The following is a 20,218-nucleotide window of genomic DNA, read 5'->3' as shown; positions in this document are numbered from 1 at the left end:
CGTGGGGCGCGGCTGTGGTGGATAACCCGTGATTTTACGTTGGCAGGCGTGTTTTGTCGCCCCGAACGCACTTGCCCTTCACTCCCCAAGGTTTGATGGAGATCAGGCATATACTTGCTTTTGTCAATTAATTACATGACAAAGGCATACATGAGCACGAATCCATCCTCCCAGGCCAGCGCAGCCGCAGGCAGCGCGCCCGTCGCCGCCGACGCCGTGAAGGCCGTGCGCAGGTTCAATCGCTTCTTCACCCGCCGCGTGGGCGTGCTGGACCCGTACCTGGGCAGCGATCTCTCGCTGACCGACGTGCGCGTGCTGTACGAGCTGGCCCACCGCGACGCGCCGGTCGCCAGCGAGCTGGCCCGGGACCTGGGCCTGGACGGCGGGTACCTGAGCCGGATCCTGCGGCGTTTTGAAGGCGCGGGCTGGATCCTGCGCAGCGCCAGCGCCCGTGATGCGCGCCAGAGCGTGCTCACGCTCACCCCTGCCGGGCGCGCTGCGTTCGAACCGCTGCAGCAGCGCTCGCGCGACGAAGCCGCCGCGCTGCTTGCCCCGTTGCCGCCGGCCCGGCGGCACGAACTGGTGGACGCCATGCAACGCATCGAGGCCTTGCTGGAGCCCGCCAGCGGCGCCGCGGCGGCGCCCAAGGTGGCCGTGCTGCGCGACCCCGTGCCCGGCGACATCGGCTGGGTGGTGCAGCAGCATGGCGAAATCTACTGGCGCGAGTACGGCTGGGACAGCCGCTTCGAGGCACTGGTGGCGGACATCGCCGCGCAGTTCGTGCGCAAGTTCCAGCCGGGCTGGGAGCGGTGCTGGATCGCCGAACTGGAGGGCGAACGCGTGGGCGCCGTGTTCGTGGTGCGCAAGTCCGCCAGCACGGCCCAGTTGCGGATGCTCATCCTGTCGCCCCGGGCGCGCGGCCTGGGGCTGGGCGCCCGCCTGACCGACGAGTGCATCGCGTTCGCGCGGGCCAAGGGCTACCGGAAAATGGTGCTGTGGACCAATAGCTGCCTGACGGCCGCGCGTGGCATCTACGCCAAACGCGGGTTCAAGCTGGTCAAGTCGGAACCCTACGAGGGCTTCGGCCAGCAGGCTGTGGGCGAAACCTGGGAGCTCAGGCTGTAGAAAAGCGCCGGCGATCCGGCCGCCTCGCCGGCTTCACACCACCCGGATGCCCAGCTCGCTGACCAGCACCCCCGCCTGGTCGGCCGAGATGATGGCGCCCTTGAAAGACTGCGCCAGGTGCGCGATGCGCAGCCCGCCCAGGTCGACCGACCGCAGGTCCGCGCCATCAAAGCGCGCGTTCTTCAGGTGCGCATCGCGCAGGCTTCCGCCTTCGAACACAGCATCCCGAAAATCGCACCCGGCCAGATCGGCATCCGACAGGTCCAGCTGCTCCACCGTCTGCTTGCGAAACGAGACGCCGCGCAGGTCGGCCCCCACCAGCAGCGAATCGTGAAAACCCAGCCCCAGCGTGCCGGCCTCGCGAAAATGCGCGCCGGTGAGCTTGACTTCGGCGAACCGTGCCGAGGCCAGGTTGGCGCGGTCCCAGGAGGTGTTGTTCAGGTCGCAGCGGTGAAAGCGCGCCTCGGTGAGGTCCGCCAGGCGGAACTGCGCCTGCCCTGCCCGGCAGTCCAGCCAGCGTGTGCCGCCAAGATCCGCCTTGTCCAGGGAGGTCCCGAGGAACGAACAGCCAATGAACTGGGCGCCGCGCAGCGGCAGGCCCGCCAGGTCCAGCCCGTCGAAGTCGCATTGCTCAAAGTGCAAGGCAGGATGTCCTGCCGCCAGCAGCGCTTGCAGCTGCGCTCTCGAAGGTGTCTGGCCAGTGACGCAGAAAGGCCCGGCGGACGGGGAAGGTCGCAGGTTCATGGGAAACAGGTACAAAAACGGGAATCGGTGGATAGGACATGCCGCGAGGCCGCAAGCCGGGCCGCCTTGGCGGCTGCTTAGTGGCCCACGCTGTGGGAAAACAGGTTCACCACCAGGACACCCGCCACGATCAGGCCCAACCCGATCACGGCCGGCAGATCCAGGCGCTGGCCGTAGTACACCCAGCCCACGGTGGAGATCAGCACGATGCCCACACCGGACCAGACCGCATAGGCAATGCCCATCGGCAGCGTCTTGAGCGCCAGCGAGAGCAGGTAGAACGACGCCATGTAGGCCACCGCGGTGACCGTGCTCGGCACCAGCCGGGTGAATCCCTCGGAGGCCTTCAGTGCCGTGGTGCCCAGCACCTCCAGCAAGATGGCGGCGCCCAGGATCAGATAGGTGCCCGCGGACGTGCTCCAGGTCATGGCCGGCCTCCTTGGCACAGGGACAGGAGGATGTCCAGGATGGCGGCCTTGCGCGGCTGGTCGAGTGCGTAGACATCGAGCATCTGCGCGAACCAGAACCCGTCTCCCGCCAGGCGGCAGGCCAGCAGCACATTGGCCGTGTGGGGATCGTCGCCGTCGGCCTTCAGTGCCGCCGCCATCGCGGCATGCCACCGCTGGCGGCACGGCGCGGACGTCAGGGCCAGCAGGCCGATCGCCCGCTGCGTCTCCACCTGGCGGCTGTCCGAGCCGCTGTCAAAGCAGGTCCTGATGTAGGCACGCGCATGGCGCCCGGGCGTGTCCTCTTCCTGGTCCAGCGCTTTCGCAAAACACTGTTCAAACTCCTCGAAGAGCTGGTCCGACAGCGCATCCAGCAGGGCCTGCTTGCTGCGGTAGTGGTGCTGGAGCCCGCCCTTGGTCACGTGGGCCCGCTGGGCCACGGCATCGAGCGTGACGGCGTGGGGGCCCTCCCACACCAGGAGTTCCCGGACCACGGCCAGCAATTGGCTGCGGATCAGTTCAGGCTGTTTTTGGCGGCGATGTGCTTCGGTCATTCAACAAACCATCCAGATGGATTGTTTATTGTACCGAGGAGCCAGGCCGATATCGACGAAAGCCCGCAGGGAACCGTGGGGACTTTCCGTGGCCATGCACGGCCCTGCATTGCCGCTACCCAGGAAGAAGGAGGGCGCCCGCGTGCTGGACAGGGCGGGGCCGCCCGTCGAGCGCCGTCGCCCTGGCTACCATTCCCCGACTTCACGCACCCGCTGCGCCAGATCCGGGAACGCGTCCTCCGCCACCGCAGCTTCGGCCTCGGCAGGCATGGCCTGCGCAACCGCCACGCCAGCAGCGGGCGGTGCCGAGCGCGACAGGAACCTGCCAAAAAGATGGTGGCCCCAGGCGGCGTGCGACGGGGCGGTGAACGGAATGGCGAACATGGCGGTTCCTTTTTATAAGGCTTCGGCGCTGCAAAAAACTGAGCGCCAGCGTAAGTCAGGGCTTCAATGCGCAGTGTAGGAATCCGCGCCGCACTCCTGTGTGACAGAACACACGGTCGCGGGCGTTTCACGCGGGCGTACCCCTTCCCACGGCCCTGGGCTGTGACTTTTTTCACACACGGGCCGCCCCCTTACACTCTGCGCCCCATGCCCCACACTCTGGCCGCGCCCGCGCACAGCGAACTTGTCATCAAGAAAAGCCGGTTCATCGGCTGCGTGCAGCCCATGGCCGACCGCGCCAGCGCGCAGGCCGCGGTGGATGCGCTGTGGAAGCAGCACCCTGGTGCCGCGCACATCTGCTGGGCCCTGCTGGCGGGCGGCCAGTCGGCGGCGGTGGATGACGGCGAACCCGGGGGCACGGCCGGGCGGCCCATGCTCGACGTGCTGCGCCACCAGGACCTGGAGGGGGTGCTGGCCACGGTGGTGCGCTACTTTGGCGGCGTGAAGCTGGGAGCGGGCGGCCTCGTGCGCGCCTACACCGACACGGTGGCCCAGGCACTGCTCACCGCCCCCAAGGTCACGCTGCAGCGCATGACAACCCTGCAGTGCCTGGTGCCCTACGCCCTGGAAGGCCTGCTGCGCCGCGAAATCGACCTGGCCGGGGCCGAACTGTCAGAGGTGCGGCATGGCAGCCTGGTCACCGTGCAGCTGCGCCTGCCCGAAGCGCGGGCCGCGGCCTTCGTGCAGCGCATCAACGACTGCGGCCAGGGCCGCGTGGGCTGGACAGAGCCCGCGGCCTGACCGACGGCACCTTTCGGGGCTGCCGCGAGGGCAAGGGCTTCGCCGGCCACGCCGCGCTGCCCGGGCAGGGGGAACCAACAAAGGCCTTTGCGCCTACAAGCGCCGCGCGGCCGGGCCGCGACACTCAGGGTTTGCAGGGCTCCCAAGGAACCACCCATGAGCCAACCGCTCGACACCATCATCATTGGCGCAGGCACGGCCGGCCTGGCCGCCCTGCGCGAGGTGCGCAAACGCACGGACCGCTACCTGATCGTCAACGAAGGGCCCTGGGGCACCACGTGCGCACGGGTAGGCTGCATGCCCTCCAAGGCACTGATCGAGGCGGCCAACGCCTTTCACCGCCGCCACGCATTCGAGGAATTCGGCCTGCGGGGCGCACAGGCCCTGACCGCCGACATACCGGCCGTGCTGCGGCGCGTGCGCGCCCTGCGCGATGATTTCGTGGCGGGCGTTCTGAAGGCCACCAGCGGGCTGGGCAGCGCCCAGGTATCCGGGCGCGCGTTGCTGGCCGGCCCGCACGCGGTGGACATCGACGGCACCCGCCATGCCACGCGCAGCATCATCATCGCCACCGGCTCGCGCCCGAGCGTGCCGGACGAATGGCTGGCGTTTGGCGACCGCATGCTCACCACCGACACCCTGTTCGAGCAGCCCAGCCTCGGCCCCCGCATCGCCGTGATTGGCATGGGCCCCATCGGCGTGGAGATCTCCCAGGCGCTGGCCCGGCTCGGGCTGCAGGTGGCCGCCTTCACCACCGGCGACACACTGGCGGGCCTGAGCGACCCGGCGCTCAACGCCGAACTGACAGCGCTGCTCAAGAAGGACATGGTGCTGCACGCCGGGGCCCCGGCCGAACTGCGGGAAGTGCCCGGCGGCATCGAGGTGCGCAGCGGCTCCCACCGCGTGGTGGTGGACCAGGTCGTCGCCGCCATGGGCCGCGTACCCAATATCGAGCACCTGGGCCTGGACACCCTGGATGTGCCGCTGGACAAGCATGGCATGCCCACGGTGGATTCACGGACCCAGCAGATCGGCAGCCTGCCCGTGTTCCTGGCCGGGGACGCGAACGCCCACGTGCCGCTGCTGCACGAGGCGGCCGACGAAGGCCATATCGCCGGGATGAATGCCCTGGCGGAGACACCTGCGCGCTTTCAGCGCCGCACCCCGCTGGCCATCGTGTTCTGCGATCCCAACGTCGCGATGGTGGGCCAGCGCCTTGCCGACATGGACCCTGTCCACACCATCACGGGCACGGCCAGCTTCGACGACCAGGGCCGGGCCCGGGCAGCCCAGCACAACCATGGGCGCATCTGCCTGCACGCCGACCGGGCCACCGGCCGTCTGCAGGGCGCCGAGATGTGCGCGCCCCAGGGCGAACATATGGCCCACCTGCTTGCATTGGCCATTCAGCAGAAACTGACGGTGCACGACCTGCTGGGCATGCCGTTCTACCACCCCACGCTGGAGGAAGGCTTGCGCACGGCGCTTCGGGACACAGCACGGCAGTTGCCCGGGGTTCGCGCGTCCGACCTGGCGGCGTGCGGAGCCATTGGGGCGGCGGCGCTGGAGTGAGAATGGCAACCCCAGGCGGGCCCGGATATGTAAAAACCCTCAAGCCCGGCGCCCGCATGCCGATATGAATTCATCACCCCAAGGAATCACCATGGACGTCGCCCTCACCAACAGCATCGTCAACACCGCCACCGCGCTGGCCAGTGCCAAGACGTCCGATGCGCTGAACATGGTGGTGCTGAAGAAGGCGCTGGACATGCAGGCCACGTCAGCGGCCACGCTGCTGGATGCCATGCAGCAATCCATGCCCCAGCCAGGGCTGGCCACGTCCGGCACGCTGGGTACCCAGGTCAACACGTTCGCCTGAGCCACCCTTCGGCCAAAAAACAGACGCGCAGCTATCGCAGCCGTGCAGGCGACAGCCCTTGCGGCGCCACCCCCTCGCGCACCAGTTCTTCCGCCAGTGGCTCGCCGCGCAGCAGCTGCCGCGCCAGCAACGAGGCGCCCGCCGCGCTCTGAATCCCATACCCGCCCTGCCCCGCCAGCCAGAAAAAGCCGGACACATGGTTGTCCCAGCCTATCACCATGTCACCGTCGGGCACGAATGAGCGCAGGCCTGCCCAGGTGTGGGAGGGGCGGCGGATCTGGAAGATCGTTTTTTCCTCGATGTGATAAATCCCCGTGGCCACGTCCAGTTCCTCGGGCACCACGTCGTGGGGATGTGTCGGGTCGGCGTTGGCGGGGGAGCCCAGCAACTGGCCTGCGTCGGGCTTGAAGTAGAAGCTCTCGTCGATACCGATCACGGCGGGCCAGTGGGTCGCGTCCATGCCTTCGGGCACGGCGAAGGTGAAGGCGGTGCGGCGGCGCGGCTCCAAGCCGATGGGTGGCACGCCGGCCAGGCCCGCCACCACGTCGGCCCAGGCGCCCGCGGCGTTGATGATGGTGGTGGCCCGCAGCGCCCGGCCATCGGCGAGCGTCACCTGCCAGCCATCGCCCTGGCGCTCCAGGGCCGTGACCTCGGCATTCGTCAGCACCTGGCCGCCACGCTGGCGCAGGCCACGCAGGTAGCCCTGGTGCAGCGCGTGCACATCGATGTCGGAAGCTTCGGGCTCGCTCATGCCGGCGGCCACGGCTTCGGGCTTCAGGCATGGCAGCTGGGCCAGCAGTGCGGCCTGGTCCACCCATTCCACATTGGGCGAGATGGCGTGGGCTTCGTCGTAGGCCTGTTTCAGCATGTCGAGCTGGTCCGGCCCCGCCACATAGACCACGCCACGGGACGAGAGGATGGGGTCAGTTCCAAACTCGGGCGGCGGCGCGTCGTAAAACGCGCGGCTCGCCCGGGTCAGCGCCTGGATGTTGGGCGTGCCGTAGGTGGCCATGTACAGGGCCGCCGAGCGGCCGGTGGTGTGGTAGCCGGGCTGCGATTCGCGCTCGAGCAGCAGCACGCTGGCGCCCTGCCCCCCGACGCGCTCCTGTACAAGCTGCCACGCCACCGAGGCGCCCGCGATGCCCGCGCCAATGACGATGGTGTCCGCTGATTGCATGGTTTTGTCTCCTGGCTCGAATTACACCGCTGACACCTGAGCCGCCGAGGCGGTGCGGTCATCACGCGGCAGGCTGCGGGCGTCGCGCGGGTCGGGCGCGCCAGTCACGATGGAGGTCAGCGCGGGCTCGGCACGTGTTTGCATCAGCCTGGCGATGTCAGGCCGGGGGCGGGCCAGCCCGCCGATGCCCTTGAACGCCTGCTCCAGCGCATGGCCCACGCCCAGCGTGTGGCGGTCGGCACGGAAGCGCCCGACGATCTGCAGGCCAAACGGCAAACCCTCGTCGTCCAGCCCGCACGGCAGGCTGAGCGCGGGGTGGGTGGTGAGCGTGGTCACATAGGTCAGCGCCAGCCAGCGGTAGTAGTTGGCCTGCGGCTCGCCGTTGATGTGGCTGGCAAACAGCTGGGTCCAGGCGAAGGGCGACACGGGTGTGGTGGGTGCCAGGATCAGGTCGTACTGCTCATACAGCTTCTGGAACCGCGCCAGGATGCGCGTCTGCTCGGCCTGCGCCCAGGCGCTGTCCAGCAGCGTCATGGCGGCGCCCATCTCGTAGTTGGCGCGGGTGTTCGGGCCCAGGCTGGCGGGGTCGCGCTCGTAGGCTTCGCGCGTGCTGGCCACAAAGGCTTCGGCGCGCAGCACGTCAAAGCAGCGGTGCACGTCACCCAGGTCGATGTCGATGGCATCGCAGCTGGCAAACAGGTGCTTCATGGCCTGCACCTTCCGGCGGAACACGGCGCGGATGCCGTTGTCCACGGCGCAGGCGCCAAGATCTTCGGTGTACGCCACGCGCAGGCGGCTCAGGTCCACCGCTTCGGGCAACAAAAAACTCATCGGGTCCAGCGGGTAGCTCAGCGGGTCGCCCGCCGACATACCCGCCGTGGCAGCCAGTTGCAGGCAGGCCTCTTCTACCGTACGGCCCATGGGGCCCACCACCGAAATCGGCGTCCAGCCCAGCAGCTTGCGCGAGCTGGGCACCACGCCGGGCGACGGCCGGAAGCCCACCACGCCACAGATAGAAGCTGGAATGCGCAGCGAGCCGCCCGTGTCCGACCCCGTGCACACCGGCAGCATGTCGCACGCCAGCGCGGCGGCAGAGCCGCCCGACGAGCCTCCGGCGTTCAGGTTGGGGTTGAACGGATTGCCGGTGGCGCCCCACACGGTGTTGCGCGAGTTGGCACCGGCGCCCATCTCGGGGATGTTGGTCTTGCCGGTGACGATGGCGCCCGCCGCGCGCAGGCGCGCCACCAGCACGTTGTCCTCTGCCGGGACATTGCCGCGGTAGATCTCCGAGCCATAGGTGGTCAGCAGCCCGGCCGTGGCTTCCAGGTCCTTCACGCCCAGCGGCAGGCCGTGCAGCAGGCCCAGCGGTTCGCCGCGCAGCACCGCCTGCTCGGCGGCCTGGGCCTCGGCGCGGGCGCGGTCGTAGCAGGTGGCGGTGATGGCATTCACATGCGGGTTGACGGCCTCGATGCGCGCCATGCAGGCGTCGAGCAGCTCGACGGGCGAGACCTCGCGCGTGCCGATGCGGTGGCGCAGTTCATTGGCGGTCAGCTCGACCAGGGCGTTGTGTGGAGTGGTCATGGCGTTGGTGTCCCTTTCGTCGTTCTGTGGTTTTTCCGCTGGCGCGGCCGGCGGCGGTGTTGGCCGGGGGAGGAAACGGCGCGAACCCACGGCCGCCATCTTGGCATGGTGGGGGCGCCCTCGCCCGTTGCTTCAGAACCCGGGCAATGCCCTCATCACAGCCGCCACCAGATTCTGGACAGGAGCGTCCGAGCTCAGTTCGATATGGGGACCGCGCCGTGCCGCGAGCCAGTCCCGCTGCCTCTGCAGGCTTCTGCCTGGCAACACCCCGTCATCGTATTGAGCCGCCCATTCCAGGAAAGCAGGATTCGCCTGGCCAAAGCGCTGCGCCTCCCGGTGGCGAAGGCGCGCGAGGCGCGCGGGAGCATCCAGGTAGAGAAACACGATCAGGTCAAAGCAGTCTTCCAGTTCCTGCCCCCACCCGGCCACGGAACCGGCCAGCACCGCCACCTTGCTGGCGCGCAAGTCGCCGAGGAGCAGGGCCAGGCGCTGTGTAGGGTCCCGCCTGCTGGTGAACGGCGGCGTGGTGGGCAGCCAGTAGTAGTCGTCAGCGTCGAGGTGGGCCCCGTTCAACGCTGCGGCCAGGGCCGCGCTCAGCGTGGACGTGCCAGAGCCTGAAGCACCGGTGACATGGATTCGCAGCAGCTGGGTCAATGGTGGGTTCCTTGAACTGTATTTTTGCCAAGACCAACGGCGATAATGATACCTATGTTTATCTTTTTCAAATAAAAGAGTATAAATATAATCATGAACAACGATCTCATTCAGAGCCTGGCCATCGCCCGCAAAGCCGGCAAGCTCACCCAGGCCGAACTCGCCGAGCGCGCGGGCCTCTCCCGCATGACCGTCCAGCGCACCGAAGGTGGCGACCTGGACCCGCGCTACTCCACCCTGGCCGAGATGGCTCGCGTGCTGGGCATGGACATCATTGCCGTGCCCAGCAGCCTGCGGCCCAGCCTGGAGGCGTTCATCCAGTCGGGCGGCAAGTTCCTGGGCCAGCCCGCGGGAGTGGACGCGCCGCCGTCGGTGGTGGACAGCCTGAGCCGCGCCGGCTGAGGCCGCCAGCGCCCACACCCGCACGCGCCTGCGCATACCCGGCCCCATGAGCACCTCCATCCGCTACCTGCGCCTGTACCTGCACCGCCCCGCCCTGGCAGACGGCGCGGCGGGCGGGCGCGAGGCGATTGGCTACCTTTCGCAGTACGGCGACATCCTGCGCGTGTCGTTTGACGAGAGCTACATCCGCAACCCGCAGCGCCCCGCCCTGTCGCTCAGCTTTCAGGGTGCCGACGAGGCAGCCACGCAGCAGATCCTGGCGTCGGCGCGGGATGCACGGCTGGTGCGCACCGACGGGCGCTGGCCCGTGTATTTTCAGAACCTGCTGCCTGAGGGCCACAACCGCGAGCGGCTGGCGCGCGAGCGCGGCTGCAGCCCCGACGACGAGTTCGAACTGCTGGCCGCCGCGGGCCACGACCTGATGGGCGCGCTGGAGGTGGAGCCCGTGCCCTCGCAAGACGGCATCCCCGACGTGGTGCGGCACTGGCACACCACGCAAGGGCTGGACGTGCTGGAGCCGGGCTTTGTCGAGTTCCCGGTGGAAGACGCCGCATCGCTGCCCGGCGTGGTCACCAAGTTCAGCGCGGTGCTGGACGGCCGCCGCTACACCGTGCGCCGCCAGGGCGCGGCCGGCAGCGTGATCCTCAAGCTGCCCACCACCGCGCACCCCGACCTGGTGGCCAACGAGTTCGCCGGCTACCAGCTGTGCAAGGCGCTGGGCCTGCACTGCGCCGATGCACGCGTCATCACCCGCGCCGAGGCCGACCTGCCGGGCACCGTGCCCTTCAACGAGATATTGGCCGTGCAGCGCTTTGACCACCTGCCCGGCGGCGCCCGCGTGCACATGGAGGAGTTCAACCAGGTGCTGGGCTACACCCCGCGGCAAAAGTACGGCAAGGGCATCCTGCAGGACTGGTCCACCATGCTGCGCGTGCTCAACCGCCTGAGCCGCCAGCCGGTGCAAGACACACGCGAGTTCCTGGCGCGCATGGTGGCGTTCATCCTCATGGGCAACACCGATGCGCACCTGAAGAACTGGGCGCTGGTCTACCCCGACGGGCGCGTGCCGCAACTGGCGCCGGTGTACGACCCGGTGTGCGTGGCCGCGTTCTTCGAGGGCGTGCCCGAGGGCCAGTACGCGATGAACCGCTCCATCGACCGCGCGCTGCGCGCGTTCAGCTGGGACGACATGGAAGGCCTCATGAAGTCGGCCGGACTGCTGCGCGTACCGCGCCACCTGGCGCTCCTGCGCGACACGGTGGCGCGGGCCCGGGAGCAATGGCCCCGCCTGATCGCGGATGCACCCGATTCCCTGCGGGCCGCCGTCAACCAGCGGCTTGCCGGGGGCGTGGCCCTGGCACGTTGACAGCAGGCGACGTTGCAAAATGTGAGGGCGCCCTCGGGCACGCGTGTGCACCATCGGCCGTGCCCTCTTTCCATTCTCCTGTCCCCTGCCCCTCCATGTCCGCCGCTGCCGCCCCCACGCCCCTGCCCCACCCACTGCCGCCAGACGCGGAGACGGGCGCCTTGCGGGTCCCCCACCTCAAGCGCTGCTGGGCCCGCTGGATGGCCGCCCGCAGGGGCCTGGCGCAGGGCTCCCACGGGGAAGGCCACCGCACGCAGATCGTGCTGGCCGCGCTGGGGGTGGGGCTGGAGCAGACCATGCAGTACGTGCTGCGCGAGGCCCCGGAGTTCGCCGCCTTCGAGGACTGGATCGTGCGCACAGCGGGCGCGCCCGATGCAACCACCGTGGCGCGGATTCAAGCCCTTGTGGATGGCGGCCCGGCGCCCGAAGCGGCCTTGCAGCTGCATGCCCGGATCGACGCGATGGAGCCCGTGCTGAATGCGGAGGACCTTGCGCATTGGGACGAGCATGGCTACGTGGTGGTGCGCGCTGCCGTGCCGCCGCACGACAGCGCCGCCGCGGCGCACGCCGTGTGGGACGCGGTGCGCGCCGATCCCGCCGATACGGCGTCGTGGTATGCCCACGCCCCGCGCAACACCATGGTCCAGCTGTTCCAGCACCCCGCCTTCGAGGCCAACCGGCGCTCCCTGCGCATCCACAAGGCCTTTGCCCAGCTGTGGGGCACGGCGGACCTGTGGCGCAGCACGGACCGCTGCGGGTTCAATCCACCCGAACGCGCGGGCTACCCCTATGGCGGCCAGGGCATGCATTGGGATGTGAGCCTGCACCAGCCCATCCCCTTCGCCACCCAGGGCATCCTGTACCTGACCGACACGCCCCCCGAACAGGGCGCCCTCACCCTGGTGCCGGGTTTTCACCGCCGGGTGGGCGGCTGGCTGGAGCACCTGCCCGCCGGCGCCGACCCGCGCCAGCAGGACCTGCACGCGCTGGGCGCCACGCCCATCGGCGCCCACGCGGGCGACCTGGTGATCTGGCACCAGGCCCTGCCCCATGGCCCCAGCCCGAACCGGGGCGCGGGGCCCCGCCTGGTGCAGTACATCAACATGGCCCCCGCCCACGTCCCCAGCCACGCCACCTGGATCTGACGCCGCCCGCCCCTTCGCCCCGCGCGTCCCGGCAAGGCGCCGCTCCATCCGGCGGCATCGGGTGGCATCCACCGTGGCCGGCGGCCGGCGCCCTTCAGTCCTCGGCCACCCGCCTGGCCTCCTTGCGCTTCTCGTAGCGCCGCATCAGCGGCGTGACCGAGATGCCGTGCAGCAGCACCGAGGCCACCACCACCGCCAGCGTGATCGCCAGCAGGCGCTGCGCGATCACCGGGTGCAGGCCGTGCGTGATGGCGTACATGAGGTAGTACACGGAGCCGATGCCGCGGATGCCAAACCACGCGATGAGGCGGCGCTGGGAGCGCTTCACCCGGGCCCCCACCAAACCGGCGTAGACCGCCAAGGGGCGGATGGCGAACAGCAGCAGGGGGACGAACCACAGCACCTCGGCATCAAAGTTCACCACGGTGAGCAGGGCGCCCACCACCAGCACCACGGCGACTTCGGCGATGCGCTCGAGCTGGGCGTTGAACCGCTCGACCGCCTGCATCATGTGGCCCGGCGCCTGCGCGGGCTCCATGTGCCCGACTTCCGTGGCGCCCTCCACCTCCGCCAACGTCGGCGCAGGGCCGGCGGGCTGCGCCGCCACGCGCCGCAGCGCCAGCCCGGCGGCGAAGACGGCCAGAAACCCGTAGGCATGGCACAGCAGGGCCGTGCCATAGGCCAGCGCGATGAGGCCCAGCACCATGAACTCGTCCGGCCCCAGCATCTCGCGGTGGCGCATGCGCAGGTACAGGATGGCCCGGCCCACCACCGCGCCCAGCGCGAAGCCGATGCCCACGCCCCCCGCCACGGCCCAGAGCACGTCCACCGCCCACCAGCGCCATCCCCCCTCGCCCAGGTCATGCAGGGACATCAGCCCGAGGCCGAGCATCACCAGGGGAAACGCGGTGCCGTCATTGAGCCCGCCCTCGCCCGTCAGGCCAAAGCGCAGGCGGTCGCGGTCCTGGGGGTCGGCCACCTGCACGTCCGACGCGAGCACGGGGTCGGTCGGGGCGAGGATGGCCCCCAGCAACACCGACACCCCCAGCGGCAGCCGCAGCAGCCACACGCCCACGGCCGCGATGGCCCCCACCGTCAGCAGCATGGAGACCGTGGCCAGCTGCAGCGGGATGCGCCAGCGCGCATCGCGCAGCGGCAGCTCCAGCTTCAGGCCCACGGTGAAGAGCGAAATCAGCACGGCGATCTCGGTGAGCCGCTCCAGCAGCGCCGCATCGCCCAGCGGGTCCAGCACCAGCAGGCCCAGCCCCCAGGGGCCGATGCCCACGCCCACGGCCAGGTAAAGGATGGCCGAGCTGAGCGGTACGCGCGAGATCAGCGAACTCGTCAGTGTCATCACCACCAGGAGCAGGCCCACCAGCAGGAAGCCCAGCGGGACAAGCAGGGCTTCGCTCATGGAGACACCGCGCCACACCCCCGGCGCACGGCCAGGGCGCCCCTGGCGCGCGGGGGCAGGGGCCGGGCTGGGTGGCGAAAAGATGGCACGCTCATCACGCCACTTTACGGCCGTGCCCCGGCAAGGCTGTGCCGGGGCACGGCCCCTGCGGCTGTCAGCGGATGCCGCCAGTACCGAAACCTGTTCACAATCGCGCAAACCCTTCTTCGGCCCGCGCATGAACCTGTCAATGCTCCTCAAGATCGCCATCGCGCTGGCGGTGGCCTTTTTCGCCATCGAGAAGCTGCGGGTGCACCGGGCCGACCAGCGGCTGCAGAGCCTGGGGCCCGCCGCCGTGACGCAGCAGCAGCAGTTCGCGGACAGCCCGGTGCAGGCCGCCACCAGCGAGGCGCCTTTCGAGTTCCGGGGCTACCAGGTCAAGCCGCTGGCGGCATTCGCGGTGCGCGCACGGGTGCTGGCACGCGAGGACTACCACGCGGGCAAGGAAGCCGAGCTCTCCCCCGTGGACCTGGCGCTGGGGTGGAAGCGCATGGCGGAGCCGGCCGTGTACGAGCCCCTGGGCATCACCCAGGGCAACCGCTGGTACCGCTACTCCTGGCGCGACCAGCCGCCCATCCCGCTGCAGGAGATCATCGAATCGTCCGCCAACATGCACATGATCGCGGCCACGCCCACGGTGGAACGGGCGCTCAAGAAGGCACGCAAGGGCGGGTACATCCGCATCACGGGCAAGCTGGTCGAGGTCTCCCACCCCAGCGGCTGGCGCTGGACCAGCTCGCTCACGCGGTCGGACTCGGGCGCGCATTCGTGCGAGCTGGTGTTCGTGGAATCCGCGCAGGTGGAAGACTGAGCGGCGGGCCAGGCCCGGGGGCATTTCCACGACAACCTCCAAAAATGATAGCGTCGCACGCTGACCCAACCAGCGCCCAGGGCGGTTTCGGCCCAAAAATACGACAGACCCGCAGGGCACGCACCGCAGCGCCCCCAAAGCCCGGATACTCGGGTGGCGGGGCCGGTGGTTGCGCGGCGCGGCGGCTTCCCTTGCGCACAGCCACCTTCACCGCCTGACCGCCAGAAAGGATGCCCATGGCCAAGATCCTGGAAGTGAAGTACGAACACCAGGCCGATGCGCGCGTGTGCGAGGTCGCCCACGAAAGCCTGGCCGACCTGTGCTGGCACGAGGTGGCCTATGCCACGCAGGCCAGCGGCGATGCGATCTGGTTCTTCGTGGCCTACGCGAACCAGGCCAGCTTCAAGGTCCTGCGGGTCAGGCACGCCAGCCAGGCGGACCTGAAGCTGTTCAAGGTGGGCACTCCCGAACAGGCAGGCTGGCGCAACAAGGACCATCTGCTACGCGGCAAGCTGGGCTGAGCCCCGGCGCGCGGCCAGGGCGCAGCCCCAACGCCACCCTGCCCCGGTGCTGGCGACGCGAATCGCAGGCCCAGCCTTGCCGCAACGCGAGGCCTGCCCCCCGCGCGCGCGGCGTGGCGCGCGTAACATGGCGCCTGGGCGCCGCGCGCCGGGCCGCGCACCCCGAATACTCCTGATTTGATAGCTGCCAGCGCTTGCTGCAAAAGCGCTAGTAGCCATTTTGACCAAATTTTCCCCATGGCCACAGCCACCGATCTGCCGTCCCCGCCCCCCGAACCCGCGCCCCGGCCACAGCCGCGCAACCCTGCCGACCTGTTCTGGTCCTTCACCTGGCTGGCCCTGCAGGGATTTGGCGGCGTGCTGGCCGTGGTGCAGCGCGAACTGGTGGAGAAAAAACGCTGGATGACGAACGAGGAATTCGTCGAGGACTGGGCGGTGGCGCAGATCATGCCGGGCCCCAACGTGGTCAACCTCAGCATCATGATCGGCGACCGCTACTTCGGCCTGCGCGGCGCGCTCGCGGCGCTGGCGGGCATGCTGACCTTTCCGCTGATCCTGGTGCTGGCCCTGGCCGTGGTCTATGCCGAGTTCTCCAGCCACCCGGCCGTGGCGGGCGCGCTGCGCGGCATGGGCGCCGTGGCGGCGGGGCTGATCGCCGGGGTGGGCATCAAGCTCTTCGCCTCCATCCAGAAACACCCCCTGGGCCGCCCGCTGTGCGTGGCCTTCGTGGCGCTCACCATCGTGGCCATGGTGGTGCTGCGCTGGCCGCTGCTGTGGATCCTGCCGGTGGTCGGCGGCGCGGCCTGCCTGCTCACCTGGAGGAAGCTCGCGCCATGAACACGTCCGCCTCCACCGCATTGACCGCCCCGCTGCTCGCGCTCGGCCCCGCCGACTGGTTCAACCTCTTCCTGTACTACATGTCGCTGTCGCTGCTGGCCGTGGGCGGCGCCATCGCCACCGCGCCCGACATGCACCGCTTCCTGGTCGAGCGCCAGGCCTGGCTGACCGACCCGCAGTTCAACGCCTCCATCGCCATCGCCCAGGCCGCACCCGGCCCCAACGTGCTGTTCATCGCGTTGCTGGGATGGAACGTGGGCATCAACGCCGGAGGCCCCGGCATGGCCGGCTGGCTGCTGGGCGCGCTGGGCATGGCGGTGTGCATGCTGGGCGTGATGCTGCCCAGCAGCCTGCTCACCTGGCTGGCCACGCGCTGGGGGCACCGCAACCGCGAGCGCCGGGGCGTGCGCGCCTTCAAGCAAGGCATGGCGCCGGTGGTCATCGGCCTGCTGCTGGCCACCTCCTGGGTGCTGGCGCGCGCCCATGGCGGCCCGGCCACGGCCTGGCCCCTGTGGCTGCTGAGCGCCGTCACCGTGGTGCTGGTGTGGCGCACCAGGCTGCACCTGCTGTGGATGCTGGCCGCGGGCGCCGTGCTGGGGGCCGTGGGCTGGGTCTAGGGTCTAGCGCGCCGGCCGGGCACGGGGCCGGCGGCGGCGCGGGCCCCGCGAGGCCGCTGGCCCAGCGGGGGCTGGGCCGCTGCTGGTCGCCTAGCTGATGCGGCGTCCGTTCTCCGCGTACACCGCCAGGTAGATCGCGTCCGAACCGATGTAGGGCGCCTTGTTGCCAAAGCCCACGTTGAAGTCGCCGAACGACAGCGAGCGGATGCTGGCCAGGCCCGAGCGCAGGCGTTCACGCGTGACGTCCTTGCCGGCATTCTTCAGGCCCTCGATCATGATCTGGCCGTTGAGCCAGCCTTCCAGCGCGCTGCCGCTGTTCAGGAACGCCGCATCGCCGCCCGTGGCCTTCATGCTGCTCTGGAACTTGCGCACCACCACCGACTTTTGCGAGTTGGCATCCGGGAACACCTGCACCAGCGCCAGGCCGCGCGTGGAAGCGGCGAGCTTGGGCAGCTCGGAGGAGATCACCGTGACCGACAGGCCCGCCAGCGGCACGCCCTGCGCCTTGGCGCGAAAGGCCTGCACGAACGCGGTGTTGGCCGTGCCGGTGGTGGCCAGCAGCACGGCGCCCGGGCGCTCGGCGGCCACCTTGTCGGCCAGCTCGGCGCCGTTCTTGCCATCCACGGCCAGGGCAAACTCGCCCGCGCGCTCGACCTTGATCTCGTCGAGCACCTTGGACATGTCCTTGAGCACTTCCTTGCCAAAGGGGTTGTCCAGGTAGACCACGGCAATGCGCTTGAGGCCCATGTCCACGATCTGCTTGACCAGGCGCTGCGTCTCTTCGCGGTACGTGGGGCGCAGGAAGAACACATGGCGGTTTTCGGGCATGCGCAGCGAAGTGGCGCCCGTGACGGGCCCCACGGTGGGAATGCCCTTGGATTCGATGAGCGGAAGAATGGACGCGGTATTGGCCGTGCCCAGCGGCGAGATCAGCGCGAACACCGACTGCGCCTCGACCATGCCGGTCACGTTCTGCAGGGTGCGGCTGGCCACATAGCCGTCGTCCTTGATCTCCATGCGGATCTCGCGGCCGTGCACGCCGCCGGCGCTGTTCACTTCGGCAAACGCCGCCTTCATGCCCGCCACCTGCTCGATGCCTGCCTGGCCCAGCGGGCCGGTCAGCGCGATGGAGCAGCCCAGGTTGACGCTCCGGGCGGTCAGGGCTTCTTCTGCGGCCATGGCGGTCTGGGCCCATGCGGGCAAGCCGGTGGCAGCCACGGCCTGGGTGGCGCGCAAAAGAAAGTGTCTACGGCTCATGTCGATACGCCCCAAAGTAGTGCAAAGGTGGCGCAGGCTACAGGCAGATGCGGGTTTCACTTGTCAGCTTCGCGACAGCTGTGCGCATCACGTCACACCACGGCCGCCGGCCCGCAGCAAAGAACCTGCCTGCGCTCTAGCCGCGGGCCAGCAGCAGTTGCGGCAGGAGCGTGGCGGCGGTGCCACGCAGCACCGCATGCGCGGCGCCATCCAGCTCGCTGGGCGCGGGGTTGAGCACCGCCACCCGGGCACCGGCCGCGCGCGCCTGGTGCGCCAGGCCGGCCGCCGGGTAGACCGCACCGGCCGTGCCCACGACCAGCATCAGGTCGCAACGCCCGGCTGCGTGCTGCGCGGCCTCGAGCGTTGCATACGGCAGGGCCTCCCCGAACCACACCACCCCGGGGCGCAGCAGGTTGCCGCAGCGGTCGCAATATGGCGGACGGCCCGCCACGGCGTGGTCGACATGGCAGCAGTTGCGCGGCATATCCAGCCAGCGGTCCTGGAAGATGTCGCCGTGCAGGCACAGCACTCCGGCGCTGCCGGCACGCTGGTGCAGGCCATCGACGTTCTGGGTGATGAGCGTGAGGCGGCCAGGATCGCCACGCTGAAAATCGGCCAGCGCAAAATGCCCCGCATTGGGCGCCACCCCCTGCAGCAGATCGCGCCGGTACTGGTACCAGTCCCACACGCGCTGGGGGTGGGCGCGAAAGCCTTCCTCGGTCGCCATGTCCTCGGGGCGGAACTGGGCCCAGTAGCCCGTCCGGGCGTCACGGAAGGTGGGCACCCCCGATTCCGCGCTCACGCCCGCCCCGGTCAGCACGGCGATGTGGCGGGCCTGCCGCACCCAGTCCTTCACGGTGTCCAGCAAGGCCCCTCCTGCGTCGTCCGGGCCGGCGCAGGAATCAGGAGCGTTGACGGAGCGCCTCATACAGGCACACGCCGCTGGCCACCGACACGTTCAGGCTCTCGACCGCGCCCTTCATGGGAATGCTCACCAGTTCGTCGCAGGTCTTGCGCGTGAGCTGGCGCATGCCATCGCCCTCGGCGCCCAGCACCAGGGCCACGGGGCCTTTCAGGTCCACCTGGTAGACCGTCTTGGGCGCATCGTCGCTGGTGCCGATGCACCAGATGTTGCGCTCCTTGAGCTCGCCCAGCGTGCGCGCCAGATTGGTGACCATGAAGTACGGCATGGTCTCGGCCGCGCCGCTGGCCACCTTGGCCACCGTGGCGTTGATGCCCACGGCATGGTCCTTGGGGGCGATGACGGCATGCGCGCCCGCGCCATCGGCGACGCGCAGGCAGGCGCCCAGGTTGTGCGGGTCGGTCACGCCGTCGAGCACCAGCAGCAAAGGCTGCTCGATGCCGGCGGCTTCCAGGTTCTCCAGCAGTTCGTCGAGCGAAGTGACCTGGGCCACGGGCTCCACCCGCGCGGCCACGCCCTGGTGGCCGTGGCTGCCGGCCAGCTTGGCGATGCGCGCGCTGTCGGCCTCGATCAGGCGGGCACCGGCCTCGCGGGCACGGTCGAGAAACTGGCGCATGCGGGCGTCGCGCCGCGTGGCTTCGTAGTAAATCTCGATGATGGATTTCGGCGCGGTCTTCAGACGCACGCCCACGGCGTGAAAGCCGAAGAGAACTTTGGGGCTGGACATGGCGTGATTATCCGTTGCACGTCATAGCTATCATTTTTATAGCTACAGGCGCTTGCACTGCTTGCGCTTTAGTGCAAACAGCACTTGAACTCAAACGACCCGCCCGGCCTCGATGGTGATGCGCCGCTCGCACTGGTCGGCGATGGCCCGGTCGTGCGTGACCAGCACCAGGGTCGTGCCCTGTTCGCGGTTGAGGTCGAACATGAGCTTCATGATCGTCTCGCCGGTGGCGAAGTCCAGGCTGCCCGTGGGCTCGTCGGCCAGCAGCACCGCCGGCTGCACCACGAAGGCACGCGCCAGCGCCACGCGCTGCTGCTCGCCGCCCGACAGCACCTTGGGGTAGTGCGCGAGGCGCTGCCCCAGGCCCACGCGGGCCAGCATGTCGGCGGCGGCCTTGCGCGCATCGCGCCGGTTGGCCAGCTCCAGCGGCAGCATCACGTTCTCCAGCGCGGTGAGGTTGCCCATGAGCTGAAAGCTCTGGAACACGAAGCCCACTTTCTGGGCGCGCAGCGCGGCGCGCGCATCCTCGTCGATGGCAAAGAGGTCGTGCCCGTCCAGGCGCACGGTGCCCCGCGTGGGGGTGTCCAGCCCCGCGATGATGGACAGCAAGGTGCTCTTGCCCGATCCCGAAGCCCCCACGATGGCCGCAGTTTCCCTGGAGGCCAGGCGGAAATCGATATCCCGCAGAATGTCGAGCGTTCCGGTGGAATCCGTCACCGACTTGAAGACATGCTCCACGGCAATAATGGGTGCCGCGGACGGCGCCGTGGCCGATGCCACGGGCGATGAGAGGGATTCGGACATGAAAGGCTCTT

General features: G+C 69.3%; 23 protein-coding genes. 11 read left to right on the top strand and 12 right to left on the bottom strand.

Going from position 1 to position 20,218, the window contains the following annotated elements; genetic code table 11:
• Nucleotides 1-150: 150 nt before the first annotated feature.
• The gene (locus ACAM51_RS00260) at nucleotides 151-1,125 is read left to right on the top strand and encodes a bifunctional helix-turn-helix transcriptional regulator/GNAT family N-acetyltransferase (protein WP_255590804.1); all 975 of its coding nucleotides are present in this window, start codon (nucleotides 151-153) and stop codon (nucleotides 1,123-1,125) included.
• A gap of 33 nt (nucleotides 1,126-1,158) precedes the next feature.
• Here ACAM51_RS00260 and ACAM51_RS00255 read toward each other — a convergent pair whose 3' ends face one another.
• The 4 genes from ACAM51_RS00255 to ACAM51_RS00240 all read right to left on the bottom strand — a co-directional run bounded on the left by ACAM51_RS00255 (nucleotide 1,159) and on the right by ACAM51_RS00240 (nucleotide 3,253).
• The gene (locus ACAM51_RS00255; protein ID WP_255590805.1) at nucleotides 1,159-1,767 is read right to left on the bottom strand and encodes a pentapeptide repeat-containing protein; all 609 of its coding nucleotides are present in this window, start codon (nucleotides 1,765-1,767) and stop codon (nucleotides 1,159-1,161) included.
• 179 nt (nucleotides 1,768-1,946) lie between these two features.
• Entirely contained in the window at nucleotides 1,947-2,297 is a 351-nt protein-coding gene (locus tag ACAM51_RS00250) for an SMR family transporter (RefSeq protein ID WP_218295130.1), read from the bottom strand.
• Nucleotides 2,294-2,869 carry a TetR/AcrR family transcriptional regulator gene (locus ACAM51_RS00245; RefSeq protein WP_369642389.1) on the bottom strand — a complete coding sequence of 192 codons (576 nt, stop codon included), beginning with the start codon at nucleotides 2,867-2,869 and terminating at the stop codon, nucleotides 2,294-2,296. Before ACAM51_RS00245 ends, ACAM51_RS00250 begins: the two co-directional genes overlap by 4 nt.
• Before the next feature lie 186 nt (nucleotides 2,870-3,055).
• Nucleotides 3,056-3,253: a hypothetical protein gene (locus tag ACAM51_RS00240; RefSeq protein WP_218295132.1), complete on the bottom strand. Its 198-nt coding sequence runs from the start codon at nucleotides 3,251-3,253 to the stop codon at nucleotides 3,056-3,058.
• A gap of 207 nt (nucleotides 3,254-3,460) precedes the next feature.
• Between ACAM51_RS00240 and ACAM51_RS00235 the strand changes: the two genes are divergently transcribed.
• The 3 genes from ACAM51_RS00235 (at nucleotide 3,461) to ACAM51_RS00225 (ending at nucleotide 5,933) form a co-directional block, all read left to right on the top strand.
• Complete coding sequence (locus ACAM51_RS00235; RefSeq protein ID WP_218295133.1) at nucleotides 3,461-4,054, top strand: YigZ family protein; 594 nt, start codon at nucleotides 3,461-3,463, stop codon at nucleotides 4,052-4,054.
• 156 nt (nucleotides 4,055-4,210) lie between these two features.
• Nucleotides 4,211-5,626: a dihydrolipoyl dehydrogenase gene (locus tag ACAM51_RS00230; RefSeq protein ID WP_369642388.1), complete on the top strand. Its 1,416-nt coding sequence runs from the start codon at nucleotides 4,211-4,213 to the stop codon at nucleotides 5,624-5,626.
• Nucleotides 5,627-5,717: 91 nt separating this feature from the next.
• Nucleotides 5,718-5,933: a YjfB family protein gene (locus ACAM51_RS00225; protein ID WP_218295135.1), complete on the top strand. Its 216-nt coding sequence runs from the start codon at nucleotides 5,718-5,720 to the stop codon at nucleotides 5,931-5,933.
• Between the two features lie 31 nt (nucleotides 5,934-5,964).
• Here the strand turns inward: ACAM51_RS00225 and ACAM51_RS00220 are convergent, their stop codons facing one another.
• The 3 genes from ACAM51_RS00220 to ACAM51_RS00210 all read right to left on the bottom strand — a co-directional run bounded on the left by ACAM51_RS00220 (nucleotide 5,965) and on the right by ACAM51_RS00210 (nucleotide 9,345).
• Nucleotides 5,965-7,110: an NAD(P)/FAD-dependent oxidoreductase gene (locus ACAM51_RS00220; protein WP_369642387.1), complete on the bottom strand. Its 1,146-nt coding sequence runs from the start codon at nucleotides 7,108-7,110 to the stop codon at nucleotides 5,965-5,967.
• Nucleotides 7,111-7,131: 21 nt separating this feature from the next.
• Nucleotides 7,132-8,691: an amidase gene (locus ACAM51_RS00215; RefSeq protein ID WP_369642386.1), complete on the bottom strand. Its 1,560-nt coding sequence runs from the start codon at nucleotides 8,689-8,691 to the stop codon at nucleotides 7,132-7,134.
• Between the two features lie 132 nt (nucleotides 8,692-8,823).
• Nucleotides 8,824-9,345, bottom strand: a complete 522-nt coding sequence (locus tag ACAM51_RS00210; protein ID WP_255594663.1) for a hypothetical protein — start codon at nucleotides 9,343-9,345, stop codon at nucleotides 8,824-8,826.
• 93 nt (nucleotides 9,346-9,438) lie between these two features.
• Between ACAM51_RS00210 and ACAM51_RS00205 the strand changes: the two genes are divergently transcribed.
• The 3 genes from ACAM51_RS00205 to ACAM51_RS00195 all read left to right on the top strand — a co-directional run bounded on the left by ACAM51_RS00205 (nucleotide 9,439) and on the right by ACAM51_RS00195 (nucleotide 12,258).
• Nucleotides 9,439-9,747 carry a helix-turn-helix domain-containing protein gene (locus ACAM51_RS00205; RefSeq protein ID WP_218295138.1) on the top strand — a complete coding sequence of 103 codons (309 nt, stop codon included), beginning with the start codon at nucleotides 9,439-9,441 and terminating at the stop codon, nucleotides 9,745-9,747.
• A gap of 46 nt (nucleotides 9,748-9,793) precedes the next feature.
• Entirely contained in the window at nucleotides 9,794-11,113 is a 1,320-nt protein-coding gene (locus ACAM51_RS00200; protein ID WP_369642385.1) for a type II toxin-antitoxin system HipA family toxin, read from the top strand.
• A gap of 95 nt (nucleotides 11,114-11,208) precedes the next feature.
• Nucleotides 11,209-12,258 carry a phytanoyl-CoA dioxygenase family protein gene (locus ACAM51_RS00195; protein WP_369642384.1) on the top strand — a complete coding sequence of 350 codons (1,050 nt, stop codon included), beginning with the start codon at nucleotides 11,209-11,211 and terminating at the stop codon, nucleotides 12,256-12,258.
• A 94-nt stretch (nucleotides 12,259-12,352) separates the two neighbouring features.
• On the opposite strand, the gene ACAM51_RS00190 is transcribed toward ACAM51_RS00195, so the two are convergent.
• Nucleotides 12,353-13,672: a cation:proton antiporter gene (locus ACAM51_RS00190; RefSeq protein ID WP_369642383.1), complete on the bottom strand. Its 1,320-nt coding sequence runs from the start codon at nucleotides 13,670-13,672 to the stop codon at nucleotides 12,353-12,355.
• 217 nt (nucleotides 13,673-13,889) lie between these two features.
• Here ACAM51_RS00190 and ACAM51_RS00185 point away from each other — a divergent pair, with 217 nt between their 5' ends.
• From ACAM51_RS00185 to ACAM51_RS00170, 4 genes are all read left to right on the top strand, one after another.
• Complete coding sequence (locus ACAM51_RS00185; RefSeq protein WP_218338672.1) at nucleotides 13,890-14,522, top strand: hypothetical protein; 633 nt, start codon at nucleotides 13,890-13,892, stop codon at nucleotides 14,520-14,522.
• A gap of 236 nt (nucleotides 14,523-14,758) precedes the next feature.
• Nucleotides 14,759-15,043 carry a DUF6150 family protein gene (locus tag ACAM51_RS00180; protein ID WP_218295142.1) on the top strand — a complete coding sequence of 95 codons (285 nt, stop codon included), beginning with the start codon at nucleotides 14,759-14,761 and terminating at the stop codon, nucleotides 15,041-15,043.
• Nucleotides 15,044-15,280: 237 nt separating this feature from the next.
• The gene (locus ACAM51_RS00175) at nucleotides 15,281-15,880 is read left to right on the top strand and encodes a chromate transporter (RefSeq protein ID WP_218295143.1); all 600 of its coding nucleotides are present in this window, start codon (nucleotides 15,281-15,283) and stop codon (nucleotides 15,878-15,880) included.
• Nucleotides 15,877-16,497 (top strand): chromate transporter, encoded by a 621-nt coding sequence (locus ACAM51_RS00170; protein ID WP_218338674.1) that lies wholly within the window; start codon nucleotides 15,877-15,879, stop codon nucleotides 16,495-16,497. Before ACAM51_RS00175 ends, ACAM51_RS00170 begins: the two co-directional genes overlap by 4 nt.
• Nucleotides 16,498-16,587: 90 nt before the next feature.
• Here the strand turns inward: ACAM51_RS00170 and ACAM51_RS00165 are convergent, their stop codons facing one another.
• The 4 genes from ACAM51_RS00165 to ACAM51_RS00150 form a co-directional block, all read right to left on the bottom strand.
• Entirely contained in the window at nucleotides 16,588-17,754 is a 1,167-nt protein-coding gene (locus ACAM51_RS00165; RefSeq protein ID WP_369642382.1) for an ABC transporter substrate-binding protein, read from the bottom strand.
• A 136-nt stretch (nucleotides 17,755-17,890) separates the two neighbouring features.
• The gene (locus ACAM51_RS00160; RefSeq protein WP_255590812.1) at nucleotides 17,891-18,622 is read right to left on the bottom strand and encodes an NAD-dependent deacylase; all 732 of its coding nucleotides are present in this window, start codon (nucleotides 18,620-18,622) and stop codon (nucleotides 17,891-17,893) included.
• Nucleotides 18,623-18,656: 34 nt separating this feature from the next.
• Nucleotides 18,657-19,403, bottom strand: coding sequence for a 23S rRNA (guanosine(2251)-2'-O)-methyltransferase RlmB (gene rlmB / locus ACAM51_RS00155; protein WP_218338677.1), 747 nt, complete (start codon nucleotides 19,401-19,403; stop codon nucleotides 18,657-18,659).
• A gap of 90 nt (nucleotides 19,404-19,493) precedes the next feature.
• Complete coding sequence (locus tag ACAM51_RS00150; RefSeq protein WP_218295148.1) at nucleotides 19,494-20,207, bottom strand: ABC transporter ATP-binding protein; 714 nt, start codon at nucleotides 20,205-20,207, stop codon at nucleotides 19,494-19,496.
• Nucleotides 20,208-20,218: the final 11 nt, after the last annotated feature.

Source organism: Acidovorax sp. A79, assembly GCF_041154505.1.
GTDB lineage: Bacteria > Pseudomonadota > Gammaproteobacteria > Burkholderiales > Burkholderiaceae_C > Acidovorax.
Note: the sequence above shows the minus strand (reverse complement) of the source record. Positions and strands in the feature narration are given on the sequence as shown.